Annotated in this window: 12 protein-coding genes; 2 read left to right on the forward strand and 10 right to left on the reverse strand. The window is 57.3% G+C overall.

Annotation, left to right across the window (positions count from 1 at the left end; translation table 11 throughout):
- Position 1: 1 nt before the first annotated feature.
- Genes trpC through RYZ18_RS00765 form a run of 3 tightly spaced genes read right to left on the reverse strand, consistent with a single transcriptional unit; the run spans position 2 to position 2,428 of the window.
- On the reverse strand, positions 2 to 814 hold the full coding sequence (gene trpC, locus RYZ18_RS00755) for an indole-3-glycerol phosphate synthase TrpC (RefSeq protein ID WP_317654434.1): 813 nt from the start codon (positions 812 to 814) through the stop codon (positions 2 to 4).
- Positions 815 to 827: 13 nt separating this feature from the next.
- Positions 828 to 1,844: an anthranilate phosphoribosyltransferase gene (trpD, locus tag RYZ18_RS00760; RefSeq protein ID WP_317654435.1), complete on the reverse strand. Its 1,017-nt coding sequence runs from the start codon at positions 1,842 to 1,844 to the stop codon at positions 828 to 830.
- A complete protein-coding gene (locus RYZ18_RS00765; protein WP_317654437.1) occupies positions 1,841 to 2,428 on the reverse strand; it encodes an anthranilate synthase component II in 588 nt (195 codons plus the stop codon). Before RYZ18_RS00765 ends, trpD begins: the two co-directional genes overlap by 4 nt.
- 141 nt (positions 2,429 to 2,569) lie before the next feature.
- On the opposite strand from RYZ18_RS00765, the gene RYZ18_RS00770 reads away from it, so the two are divergent.
- Positions 2,570 to 3,544 carry a divergent polysaccharide deacetylase family protein gene (locus tag RYZ18_RS00770; protein WP_317654439.1) on the forward strand — a complete coding sequence of 325 codons (975 nt, stop codon included), beginning with the start codon at positions 2,570 to 2,572 and terminating at the stop codon, positions 3,542 to 3,544.
- Positions 3,545 to 3,553: 9 nt separating this feature from the next.
- On the opposite strand, the gene trpE is transcribed toward RYZ18_RS00770, so the two are convergent.
- The 3 genes from trpE to ssb form a co-directional block, all read right to left on the reverse strand.
- Positions 3,554 to 5,077: an anthranilate synthase component I gene (gene trpE / locus RYZ18_RS00775; RefSeq protein ID WP_317654440.1), complete on the reverse strand. Its 1,524-nt coding sequence runs from the start codon at positions 5,075 to 5,077 to the stop codon at positions 3,554 to 3,556.
- 10 nt (positions 5,078 to 5,087) lie between these two features.
- Positions 5,088 to 6,944: a SurA N-terminal domain-containing protein gene (locus RYZ18_RS00780; RefSeq protein ID WP_317654441.1), complete on the reverse strand. Its 1,857-nt coding sequence runs from the start codon at positions 6,942 to 6,944 to the stop codon at positions 5,088 to 5,090.
- A gap of 131 nt (positions 6,945 to 7,075) precedes the next feature.
- Positions 7,076 to 7,588 (reverse strand): single-stranded DNA-binding protein, encoded by a 513-nt coding sequence (gene ssb / locus RYZ18_RS00785; protein ID WP_317654442.1) that lies wholly within the window; start codon positions 7,586 to 7,588, stop codon positions 7,076 to 7,078.
- A 229-nt stretch (positions 7,589 to 7,817) separates the two neighbouring features.
- On the opposite strand from ssb, the gene RYZ18_RS00790 reads away from it, so the two are divergent.
- Positions 7,818 to 8,333, forward strand: a complete 516-nt coding sequence (locus tag RYZ18_RS00790; protein ID WP_317655778.1) for a lytic transglycosylase domain-containing protein — start codon at positions 7,818 to 7,820, stop codon at positions 8,331 to 8,333.
- Positions 8,334 to 8,337: 4 nt separating this feature from the next.
- Here the strand turns inward: RYZ18_RS00790 and RYZ18_RS00795 are convergent, their stop codons facing one another.
- The 4 genes from RYZ18_RS00795 to RYZ18_RS00810 form a co-directional block, all read right to left on the reverse strand.
- The gene (locus tag RYZ18_RS00795; RefSeq protein ID WP_317654443.1) at positions 8,338 to 8,565 is read right to left on the reverse strand and encodes a hypothetical protein; all 228 of its coding nucleotides are present in this window, start codon (positions 8,563 to 8,565) and stop codon (positions 8,338 to 8,340) included.
- Positions 8,562 to 9,716 (reverse strand): aromatic ring-hydroxylating oxygenase subunit alpha, encoded by a 1,155-nt coding sequence (locus tag RYZ18_RS00800; RefSeq protein ID WP_317654444.1) that lies wholly within the window; start codon positions 9,714 to 9,716, stop codon positions 8,562 to 8,564. The genes RYZ18_RS00795 and RYZ18_RS00800 overlap by 4 nt, the downstream gene beginning before the upstream one ends.
- A gap of 118 nt (positions 9,717 to 9,834) precedes the next feature.
- Positions 9,835 to 10,395: an acetolactate synthase small subunit gene (ilvN, locus tag RYZ18_RS00805; protein ID WP_317654445.1), complete on the reverse strand. Its 561-nt coding sequence runs from the start codon at positions 10,393 to 10,395 to the stop codon at positions 9,835 to 9,837.
- Between the two features lie 15 nt (positions 10,396 to 10,410).
- Entirely contained in the window at positions 10,411 to 12,165 is a 1,755-nt protein-coding gene (locus RYZ18_RS00810; RefSeq protein WP_317654447.1) for an acetolactate synthase 3 large subunit, read from the reverse strand.
- Positions 12,166 to 12,238: the final 73 nt, after the last annotated feature.

The raw sequence follows: 12,238 nt of genomic DNA on the forward strand, positions 1-12,238 counted from the left end.
CTCACATTGTGCCAGTATAGGGGTCAGATAAGAGCGCGCTTGTGGCCGCGGCCACATCATCCGCGCGCATCAGGCTTTCGCCAATCAGGAAACTGCGCGCCCCATATTTTGCCATATCGGCCAAATCTGCGGGGGTGAAAAGCCCGCTTTCGCAGATCAAAAGCCGATCTTCCGGGGCCATGCGCGACAGGCGTCGGGTGGTCTCAAGGCTGGTCTCAAAGGTGTTGAGATTGCGGTTATTGATCCCCAAGAGGCGTGATTTTAGGGCGCTTGCGCGCTCTAGCTCGGCCTCATCATGCACTTCGATCAGCGCATCCATTCCCCAATCAAACGCTGCCGCCTCAAGCTCGGCGGCTTGGGCATCACTGACAGATGCCATGATAATCAAAATGCAATCGGCCCCCCAAGCGCGCGCCTCGGCCACTTGATACGTGTCATAGAGGAAATCTTTGCGCAGCGCGGGCAGGGTGGTTGCGGCGCGTGCCGCCACCAGATAGTCAGGCGCACCCTGAAAACTGGGGGTGTCGGTCAGAACCGAGAGGCAGGTGGCCCCGCCCGCCTCATAGGCCTGTGCAAGGGCCGGCGGATCAAAATCAGGGCGGATCAACCCTTTGGAGGGGCTCGCCTTCTTGATTTCAGCAATCAAGCCATAGCCTTCGCGGCTGGCCTCTTGTAGCGCCTCGGCGAAGGGGCGGAGGGGGGGGGCATTGCGCGCCGCATCCTCAACCTCGCTAAGAGGCCTCGCTGCCTTTGCGGCTGCGATTTCCTCAAGCTTATAGGCTTTGATTTTTTCTAGGATCGTGGGGGTGCTCATGCGGCCTCCGATGTCAGGCTTGCGATGTCAGGCGGGCAAGGGCGGTTAGTTTTGCCTTTGCCTTGCCGCTGTCGATGCTGTCGCGGGCCATCTCGACCCCAGTGGGCAGATCACTGGCGTGATCCGCAACGACAAGCGCACAGGCCGCATTCAAGAGAACCGCATCGCGATAGGCTGATGGCGCCCCCTCAAGCAGCGCGGCAAAAGCGCGGCCATTCTCCTCAGGAGAGCCCCCCAAGATATCGCGCAAGGGGTGAACGGGCAGGCCTGCATCCTCGGGGTGAATTTCACCGCCTGTGATTTTTCCATCCTCAAGCTTTGCAACCTGTGTGGCCCCGCAGATCGACACCTCATCGCTGCCGTCATCCCCATGGACAAGCCATGCTTTCTCGGATCCCAAATCCTTGAGAACTTCAGCCATTGGGAAAATCAGGTCAATCGCAAAGGCCCCCGTCAATTGCCGCCTCACCCCTGCAGGGTTGGTCAAAGGCCCAAGGATGTTGAAGATGGTTTTGCATCCCAATTCTTGGCGCACGGGCATGACATGTTTGATCGCGGGGTGATGCATTGGGGCCATCATAAAGCCGATGCCAATTTCATTAATGGCACGTTCTGCGACTTCGGCGCCGACCATGACATTGACCCCCAAGGCGGTCAGCGCATCTGCCGCCCCTGATTTGGACGACAGATTGCGATTGCCATGTTTGGCCACGGTCACCCCTGCACCCGCCACCACAAAGGCGGTCGCGGTGGAAATGTTCAGCGTGCCCATGCCATCGCCACCTGTCCCCACGATATCTATCGCGCCTGCGGGTGCGGAAACGGCGGTGCATTTTGCGCGCATCACAGCCGCCGCCGCCGCATATTCTGAGACGGATTCACCGCGCGCGCGCAAGGCCATCAACAAGCCCCCCATTTGCGCGGCGGTTGCTGTGCCCTCGAACAGATGTGTGAAGGCCGTCTCGGCTTGGGCGCGGGACAGTGGCCCTTCTGAGGCCGCAAAGATCAGGGGTTTCATTGCATCGCTCATGCAGGCACCGCTCCCTTCGTTGTGTCGATAAAGGTTTTCAGCATCGCATGGCCATGTTCCGAACGAATGCTTTCGGGATGAAATTGCACGCCCTCAATCGGCAGTGTTTTATGGCGCAGCCCCATAATCGTGCCGTCTGTTAATTCCGCTGTGACCTCAAGACAATCGGGCAGAGAGGCGCGCTCGACCACCAGACTGTGATAGCGCGTGGCAAAAAGGGGCGAAGGTAGGCCTGCAAAGACCCCGATCCCCTTGTGATGGATCTCGCCCAGTTTGCCATGCACGATTTCATGGCACTGCACGACCTTACCCCCAAAGGCCTCGCCAATGGTTTGATGCCCCAAGCACACGCCAAAAAGCGGCACGCGGGCCTCGGCGGCAGCGCGGGTCAGATCAAGGCAGATACCCGCCTGTGCGGGGTCACAAGGCCCAGGTGACAGAACAATCCCATCTGGCCCCATGGACAAGGCCTCGGTCACTGTCAGCGCGTCATTGCGCAAAACGCGGGTTTCTGCCCCAAGCTCGCCCAAGTAGTGAACAAGGTTATAGGTGAAACTGTCGTAATTATCGATCAAGAGAAGCATGACGGGCTCGCGGAATTGGGGGTGTTTTGGCAGATCACTCAGGCTATAAATGTTCAGAGCCGCGCCTCGGGGTCAAGGGAGGTGGGGCTGAAAACATGCGGCACTGCGCAGATTGATTGGCACAAGAGAGGGTAAAGTCGGATGCTAAAGGGGTTTTTGGTCGGTGCCGTGATCGGCACGGTGATCTCTGTGACGGGATTATTGGGCACATCCTATTTCTTAGGGCAAGACACGAGCGGGGTGGTGGAGCAGGCCCAAGAGGCCGCACGCCCTGATCCCGTGGTCGCCCCCTCCCCAGATCCTGCCCCTGCCGCCGCACCTGAGCCAGAACCGCAGCCAGAACCCGAGCCAGAACGCGTGATTTTGCCAACAATCACGCCAGATGCCCCTGTTGCACAAGCCGCGATGCCCCCCGTTTCGGCCTCGGCACCCATGCCAGAGCCCGAAGATCTGCCTTCGGTTGTGGCCTACGCAACGCCGTTTTCTGCACCGCAATCTGTGCCGCTTTTCTCAATCTTGCTTTATGATGATCCCGAATTTCCGCTGACCGATAGCACCCTGGAAAGCCTAACTGTGCCTGTGAGCATCGTGATTGATCCCACGCGCATGGATGCAGAGGCGCAACTGGCGCGATATCGTGCGGCAGGGATTGAGGCGGTCATAGAGGCGCGGTTTGCCGATCTTGCGGCATTCGAGGCCGCGCTCGACCGCCTGCCGCAAACTGTGGCCTTGCTTGACAGCGCAGATGGAACATTGCGCGGGGATATTTCCCTCCAAGGTCAGGTTCTGGCGCGGATGGGGGAAACGGGCCATGGGCTGATTGCAGGCGCCTTCGGTCTTGGCGGTCTTGAGCAGGCCGCCACCCGCGATGGCGTTCCCGCCGCGCGTCTTTACCGCGTTTTGGATGACGAGGGGCAATCTGCGCCCGTCATGTTGCGGCTTTTGGATCGTGCGGCTTTTGAGGCACAGCAAACAGGCAGCGCGATTGTTTTGGGCCGCAGCTATCCCGAAACCTTGGCGGCGCTTTTGTCTTGGGGGGCAGGGCAGGCGGCGGTGAACGCAAGCTATGCGGTCGCGCCCGTCTCAGCGATCTTGCAACAGACCCTCGCGCGCTAGGCGTTCGGTCTAATCTTTGCTTTGGGATTGGCCCGCGAATTGCGCGGCCTCTGCCGCAGCTTTGCGCAAGGCGCGCGATTTGTTCACGGTTTCCATGAATTCCGCCTCGGGGTCACTGTCATAGACAACGCCACCGCCCGCTTGGATGTAAAGCTGTGCATCTTTTAAAACAGCCGTGCGCAAGGCGATACAAATATCCATATCGCCGCCCGCGCTGAAATACCCGACACCGCCCCCATAAACGCCGCGCTTTTCTGGCTCAAGCTCGTCAATAATCTGCATGGCGCGCAATTTCGGCGCGCCCGAGACTGTGCCTGCGGGCAGACCCGCCAAAAGGGCGGAAAGCGCGTCATGCTCATCCGACAATTCGCCCACAACATTCGACACGATATGCATCACATGGCTGTAGCGTTCGACAATGAATTCTTCGGTTGGACGCACTGTGCCTATTTTGGCGACACGACCCACATCGTTGCGGCCCAAATCCAGCAGCATAAGATGTTCGGCCAATTCTTTTTTATCGCTCAGCAAATCCGCCTCAAGCGCGCGATCTTCTTCGGGCGTTGCACCGCGGGGGCGTGTGCCTGCAATCGGGCGAATGGTGACTTGGCTGCCTTTGACCTGCACCAAAATCTCTGGGCTTGCGCCAACGACCTGATAAGGCCCGAAATTGAAGAAGAACATATAGGGCGAAGGGTTCGTGCGCCGCAACGCGCGATAGAGGGCGAAGGGCGGATGCGAGAAATCCTGCGTCCAGCGCTGCGAGGGGACAACCTGAAAAATATCGCCCGCTCGAATATAGGCCTTGGCCTTGTCCACGGCGGCGAAATAGCCCTCTTTAGTGAAATTGGAAATGGGCTCAACGCCAGACGTGTCTGCATCCGCCCCCAAATGGCGTTGCGCAATGGCAGGGGCCTGTTCGAGCTTGTCGAGCGCCTCTTGCACCCGCGCGCAGGCCGCCGCATAGGCGGTTTCCGCCGAAATATCCGCCGAGAAGAACGCAGGCGACACCAAGGTTACATCGCCCTTAACCCCATCTAGCACGGCAACCAAAGATGGGCGCATCATCACGGCATCAGGCAGGCCAAGCGGGTCTGGGTTCACATCGGGCAAATGCTCCACCAAACGGATCATATCATAGCCCAAATAGCCGAATAGACCCGCTGCGGCCTGTGGCATATCGGCGGGCAGATCAATTTGACTTTCGGACAAAAGCGCGCGCAGTGAGGTGAGGGGCGCGCTGTCGCACTCAACAAAATGATCCCGATCTTGGGCAGCGTGGCGGTTGATCCGCGCCTGGGTGCCGTGACATTCCCAGATCACATCGGGGGCCATGCCCACGATTGAATAGCGGCCGCGCAATTCCCCGCCCGTGACAGATTCAAGCATGAAACTGTCTTGGCCCGCATTGGCAAGTTTCAGCATCAGCGAAACAGGCGTATCCAAATCAGCAGCCAAACGGGCATAGACAATCTGGTTTTTGCCTTGCGCCCAACCTTCGGCGAAGCTGTCAAAACGGGTGATTAGCGCCATGATCCGTGCCTTATGGGAAGGATGCGTGGACTTGGTTGACCACGGATTGGTTAAAGGTAAGGCCGACCGCCGATTGCATCTGGCGTCCGAAATCTTCGAATAAATCGGCCGTCAGGGACTGGCTGATTTGTTGGGTCAGGATATTGGCCAAAAGATCCGTATCAGGGTCGGCGCGATCGGCAGGGTTGATCGCATCAAGGCGCACGACCAAGGCCTGTGCCTCACCGCCGACAACCGCAATCTCGCCCGTGCGGGACAGGCCAAACACTGTTTGCACCAGCGCGTCAGGCGTATCCGCGATAAAGTCATTGCGCCGCACATCTGTCTCGCGCATCAAGCCGCCAAACCGCTCAAGGCGCCGACCCGAGGCCGCGATATCGGCGCGGATTTCTTCGGCGCGGGCCAAGAGCGCGTCTTGGGTCGCATAGATTGTCCAATCCGCGATGACATCCGCGCGCACATCGTCAAGAGGCGGCAGGGTTGGCAACACGATTTGGTCAAGCCGCAGGGCGAATACCCCGCCATCGGAGAGATCGAGAATTTCGGGGAAATCCCCATCTTCAATCGTGTCTGCAACCGCGCGGAAAGCTTCGTAGGCGGCAATGCCATCCTCTTGGCTGCCATCATAGCGGATCGTGCCAAGCACCATTTGCGTCTCATCCGCGACCTCCTCAAGGGTGGCGCCTGAGGCGAGGAGGTCGTCAAACCCTTCGCGCAGGTCAGAAATGGCGCGGCGCGCGGCATCCGCCGTGACTTCGCTGCGCAGGTCGTCCTGCACCTCTTCGAACGGGATTTCTGTCGCATCCAACACGGCATTGATGCGGAAAATTGCAGGGCCAAAGGGCGAGGCAACGGGGCCCACGAATTCCGCATCGCTTGCGGCGAAAACGGCCTCTGCCTCGGTGGCAGAGAGATCATCGCGGGTAACATCCCCCATATCGGTGTCTTCCAACAACAGCCCACGTTCGCTCACAAGGGTTTCAAAATCTGCGCTGCCGTCATTGAGGCGCGCCCAAGCGGCTTCGGCCTCGGCTTCGGTGGGGTAGACCAAACGCTCCACCAAGCGGCGCTCGGGTTGGCGGTATTCCTCAATGCGTTCCTGATAGAGGCTTTGCAGCGTGCTGTCGCTGACGGGGATATCATCCATGATGATGTTGGGCGTGATCCAGATATAGGTGATCTCGCGGGCCTCGGGCAAGGTAAAGCGATCTGGGAACGCCTCGTAATGGGTTATGATCTGCTCTTCCGTAGGGGCAGGCACGGGGGCGTCCAAATCGGCGGCGGTCAAAGGCAGATAAGAAAAGCCACGGGATTCTTGTTGATAGGCCACCAAAGGATCAACCAATGCCGCAGGCGCAGGCACGCGCCCCAAAATCGCAGATTGCAGGATGGAGCGGGCGATATCCGCACGAATTTCTTCCTCAAATTCGCCGGCACTCAAACCACGTTGGCTAAGAAAAAACTCATAGGCTTGGCGGTCGAACGTGCCATCTGCACCTTGGAAAGCGGGGATTTGCAAAATCTGGTTGGCGATCTCCTCATCCCCGATGGAGAGCGTCATCATCGCCGCCTCATTATCAAGGGCCGCGCGCGCAAAAAGGCCCTGACGCACCTGTGCATCTATGCCGTTGGCAATCAGCATCGACAGGGTCACATTTTCCCCCGTCTCCCCGCTGCGGGCACGCAATTCTTGATCTAGGGCGCGGGCATAATCTTCGGCGCTGATCTCAATATCGCCGACCGATCCCATCCGCGAGGCGCCGCCTGAGAACGACCCGATCCCAAAGCCTGCTAGGGCCACAAATAGCAGGCCAAGGATTGCCCAGACAAAAATCTTGGACAGGGATTTTCGGGCCGATTTGCTCATATGCGTATCTCGCTTTGTTGCGCTGTGCCGATCTTGTGCCTGACAAAAGCCACCACGCGCAACCCGCGCGGGTGGCATTTACCAAATTTGTGATGAGGATTTACGCGCTTGGGGCAGGGGGGGCAAGCAACTTAGAAGGGGATTTCGTCATCCATATCGCTTGGCATGGATTGGCCCGCACCACCGCGATCCATTCCGCGATCATCTGGGAAACCGCCGCCGCTGATGCGGTCATCTCCGCCGCCATAGCCGCCGCTATCGCCATAGCTGCCACCACCACCCGATTGGTCATTGCGACCATCAAGCAAGGTCAACTCGCCACGATAGGGACGCAAGACCACCTCGGTCGTGTAACGATCCTGCCCATTTTGATCCTGCCATTTGCGGGTTTCCAACTGGCCTTCGATATAGACCTTTGACCCTTTGCGCAGATATTGTTCTGCAATGCGGGCCAAAGGTTCTGAGAAAATCGCCACCGAGTGCCATTCTGTGCGCTCGCGCCGCTCGCCTGTGTTGCGATCTTTCCAGTTTTCAGATGTCGCGATGCGCAAATTGCACACTTTGCCGCCATTCTGAAAGCTGCGCACCTCAGGGTCGCGCCCCAAATTCCCGACCAGAATTACCTTATTAACCGAACCTGCCATGTCACCTCTCCCATAGTCGTGGCCGCGAATCTGCGCCTTTGAGATATGTTTAGACCATCGTAAATTGGTTAATGAAACCCGAATTTCATTTGCAGGCGGCGCACAAGCGCTTGGCGCTGTAGGGGATACAGGCTAAAACAACACAGGTTTATGAGGTGAATGGGCCGTGAAGGTGCAGAAAGTCAGCCTGATTTCTGTGGGATTTGTCCTAATATTTGGGCAAATCTCTATGGCCTATGGCAATAGCCTTGATCGTTTCCGTTCAGCGGCACGGGTTTTGGACAGCCGCGCCTCAAGCCAATATTCCAATTCAGAACGCTTGCGCCCTGATTACGATGCGGCCCTTGGCGCGGCGATCCCGCGCTTTTCGGGGCAGGCCCCTCAGGCCTATCTTGATCTTGCCCGCAATGCAGCGCGCCGTCATGGCGTGCCTGAGGATTTGTTCCTACGCCTTGTTGCGGTTGAATCGAACTGGAACCCGCGCGCCATCAGCCACGCGGGGGCGATTGGTTTGGCACAATTGATGCCAGATACGGCTGATCTCTTGGGGGTAAACCCGCATGATCCTGCGCAAAACCTAGAAGGGGGTGCGCGCTATTTGGCGATGCAATATCGCAATTTCCGCTCATGGCGTTTGGCCTTGGCGGCCTATAATGCAGGGCCACAAGCCGTGAACACCCATGGCGGTGTGCCGCCCTTTCAAGAGACACAAAATTATGTGCGCCGTATTTTGGGGGGTGGGTGAGCGCCTAGCCGGTCGGCTCGGCCCCCAATTCGACCAAGGCACGCCGATAGGTTTCGGCCTCGGGCAGCCCTGCATCTAGGGCAAACACATAAGCATGGGTCAAATAAAACGCGGCAGAGGCCGCATCCATATCATCGGCGGCCTTCGCATATATCTGCGCAATGCGTTCTTTATCGCCTGCCGCATGGGCCGCAAGAAGTGCGGCATCAAGCGCGGATTTTGGGGCGCTCACAATCCGCTTTCCGTGTCGCGCAACCGCTGCGCCACCCATTGGTGGAACATATGTGTCGGCCCGTCCATCGCGGGGGCAAAGCGGCCCCCATCAAACCCTGCGGCAGCACGCCCTTTTTGCATCCCCTCCACCACAAAAATATCTTCGATAAAGACATCCTTCCACAGCTTGGCGTTTTTCGCGCGCAAGGCAGGATCGGTCTTTGGGGTGGCATAGTAGAGATGCACATGTTCGCGCGTGCGGTTATGGGCGACAGGCTCTAGAATGATCGCAAAGGCATGATCGCGATGCACGCCCAGCAAGACATTGGGATAAAGCGCGATATATTCGGCGGCGGTGTCCCATGCCTGCGACAGCCCGTCAAAATCAGGGAAGCTTTGACCTTTCTCATCCTTGAGCTGGCGATAGACAAGCGTGCCTTGGCCCGAGAATTTTTGTTCTTCTTCAATGTGATAGTGATCTTCGAGGCGTGAATAGCTGTTCAGGCCCGGATGCACCCATGGCAAGTGATAGCTCTCGCAATAATTCTCGACTGCGAGTTTCCAATTCGTATTCACATCCAAGGTAAAGCGGCTGTCTTCGCCGCCATGATAAAGCGGCTTTTCAAATTCAGCCCAACGGGTGAGGGCGGCTTGGTGTTGGGTTTCAAAATCGGGCGCATCGCCCGAAAGGTTGATAAATACCACATCTCGCCAGATATGGCTGCGCACCTCTTTGAGGCCCAAGGTCGCCCGCTCAATCCCTTCATGTTGGTTTTGGCCTGGCCCGCCCACATGGGGCGTGGCCACAAGGCGGCCATCCTTGGCATAGCACCATGAATGATAGGGGCAGCGGATCGCGCCTTCGATTTTGCGCGGCGCATCGACCAAAATCATACCGCGGTGACGGCAGATGTTGAAAAAGACCCGCACCGCCCCTGTGTCATCACGCAAAAGCAGCAGGGGTTGGCCCAAAAATTCAATCGGTTTTGCATCGCCATTTTCAGGCACATCGGCCCCAACGGCCAAAGCGGCCCATTGATGCTCAAGCGCCGCGCGGTTTTCACGAGCGATTGTTGCGGGGTCGGTGTAATGCGCATTCGGCAGGCCATTGGCGCGCGAAATTGGCGCAAGAACGCTGTCGAGATCGTGCTTGATCAAATCATCAGGCATAGGTCTTTCCCCCCAAGAAAAGATGCGCCCCAGATGGGGATGATCTTTTTTGAAGGCTAAGGCCGCACTGATCTTATCAAAACGCGACCTTTGAGACTATGGGAAGCGACCTATGCGGTTACGCACCGCGCGCAATTGCAGCAACGCCTGTGCGGGCAACCTCTAACAGGCCCAAGGGGCGCATGAGATCGGCAAAGGCGTCAATTTTCTCGGGCGTGCCTGTGATTTCAAAGACGAAACTTTCCAAAGTGCTGTCCACCACATTGGCGCGGAAAATCTCGGCAATGCGCAAGGCTTCGACACGATGCTCACCCTTGCCTTTGACCTTGAACAAGGCCAATTCACGGCTGACCATCGCGCCTTCCACGGTGAGGTCATGCACCTCATGGACGGGCACCATACGCTCAAGCTGCATTTTGATTTGGTTGATCACCTGCGGCGTGCCTGAGGTCACAATCGTGATGCGTGACCGATGGCCTGCATGATCAACCTCAGCCACAGTCAGGCTTTCGATATTATAACCACGGCCCGAAAACAGCCCGATGACACGGGCCAGAACGCCCGCTTCGTTTTGCACCAAAACCGCAAGCGTGTGGGTTTCAATCGCGTCAGACATATGGCTGCGCAGATCATAGGCCGAATGGCTGCTAGAGCCTTTTTCGATATTGAGCGGAGACATGATTACACCCTTTCCTTAGACCAAGACGCTGCCCTTGGCGTCAATCACGCCTTGGGTTTCAGCCTCGCCCAACAACATTTCATTATGTGCCTTGCCCGATGGGATCATTGGGAAGCAATTTTCATGCTTCTCAACCAAACAGTCGAAAATCACAGGCCCGTCATAGGCGAGCATTTCTTTAATCGCCTCATCCAGATCATCAGGATTATCGCACAGGATACCCTTGCACCCGAACGCTTCGGCCAGTTTCACGAAATCGGGCAGGGCCTCTGACCATGAATGGCTGTAGCGTTCGCCATGCAGCAATTCCTGCCATTGGCGCACCATGCCAAGACGTTCGTTGTTGAGGATGAATTGCTTGACGGGCAGGCGGTATTGCACGGCCGTGCCCATTTCCTGCATGTTCATCAGCCATGATGCCTCGCCCGCCACATTGATTACTAAGGCGTCAGGATGGGCGACCTGCACCCCGATTGAGGCGGGTGTGCCATAGCCCATTGTGCCAAGGCCGCCAGAGGTCATCCAACGATTGGGGTCTTCAAAACCCAAATATTGCGCGGCCCACATCTGGTGTTGGCCGACCTCAGTTGTGATGTAGCGATCCATGCCTTTCGTCAGCGCCTCAAGCCGCTCAAGCGCATATTGCGGTTTGATTGTCTTGGTCGAATTTTTATAGCTGAGGCATTTCACGGCGCGCCATTCTTCGATCTGGCCCCACCATTTCTTGACCGCTGCGGAATTCGTTTTGCTGCCGCGCGATTTCCAGATGCGCAGCATATCTTCCAACACATGGGACACATCCCCGATGATAGGGAAATCCGCATGGATCACCTTGTTAATCGAGGAGGGATCAATATCGACATGCGCCTTGAGGCTGTTTGGCGAAAACGCGTTGATGCGCCCTGTGATGCGGTCGTCAAACCGCGCGCCAATATTGATCATCAAATCGCAGCCATGCATGGCAAGGTTGGCCTCGTAAAGGCCATGCATACCCAGCATCCCCAACCATTTCTCGCCTGATGCGGGATAGGCGCCAAGCCCCATCAAGGTTGACGTGATAGGAAATCCAGTCGCCTCGACCAGTTCACGCAGCAGCTTGCTCGCCGCGGGGCCAGAATTGATCACGCCGCCGCCTGTGTAAAAAATCGGACGCTCCGCCTGTTCCATGGCCTCGACCAAGGCGGTGATCATCGCGGTGTCGCCTTTGACGCGCGGGGTATAGTGATCAACCTTCGCGCGGGGCTTTTCGACATAGGTGCCTGTTGCGAATTGCACATCTTTTGGAATGTCGATCAAAACGGGGCCTGGGCGGCCTTTTGTGGCGATGTGAAACGCCTCGTGAATGGTGGATGACAGGTGATCTGTGTCTTTGACCAACCAGTTCATCTTGGTGCAGGGGCGGGTGATGCCAACTGTATCGGCCTCTTGGAATGCGTCTGACCCAATCATGAAGGTTGGAACCTGACCCGTCAGAACCACGATTGGGATCGAATCCATCAACGCATCCACCAACCCTGTCACAGCATTGGTTGCCCCGGGGCCAGAGGTGACCAACACAACACCCGGTTTGCCCGTGGCGCGGGCATAGCCTTCGGCGGCATGCACCGCCCCTTGCTCATGACGCACAAGAATGTGGCGAATGTGATTTTGTTGAAAGATCTCGTCATAGATGGGCAGAACGGCGCCACCTGGATACCCGAACACCGTATCAACGCCTTGTTCGATCAAGGCTTCGACCACCATCTTTGCACCGGTCATCTGACGAGTCATCTGTGTTTGTCCTTCGTTTTACACTTTGGCCGCTATACGGGGCGGTGTTTTATGGGGTGTTGCGAATAAAAAA

It is taken from the genome of Roseovarius sp. 10, assembly GCF_033100315.1.
GTDB lineage: Bacteria > Pseudomonadota > Alphaproteobacteria > Rhodobacterales > Rhodobacteraceae > M30B80.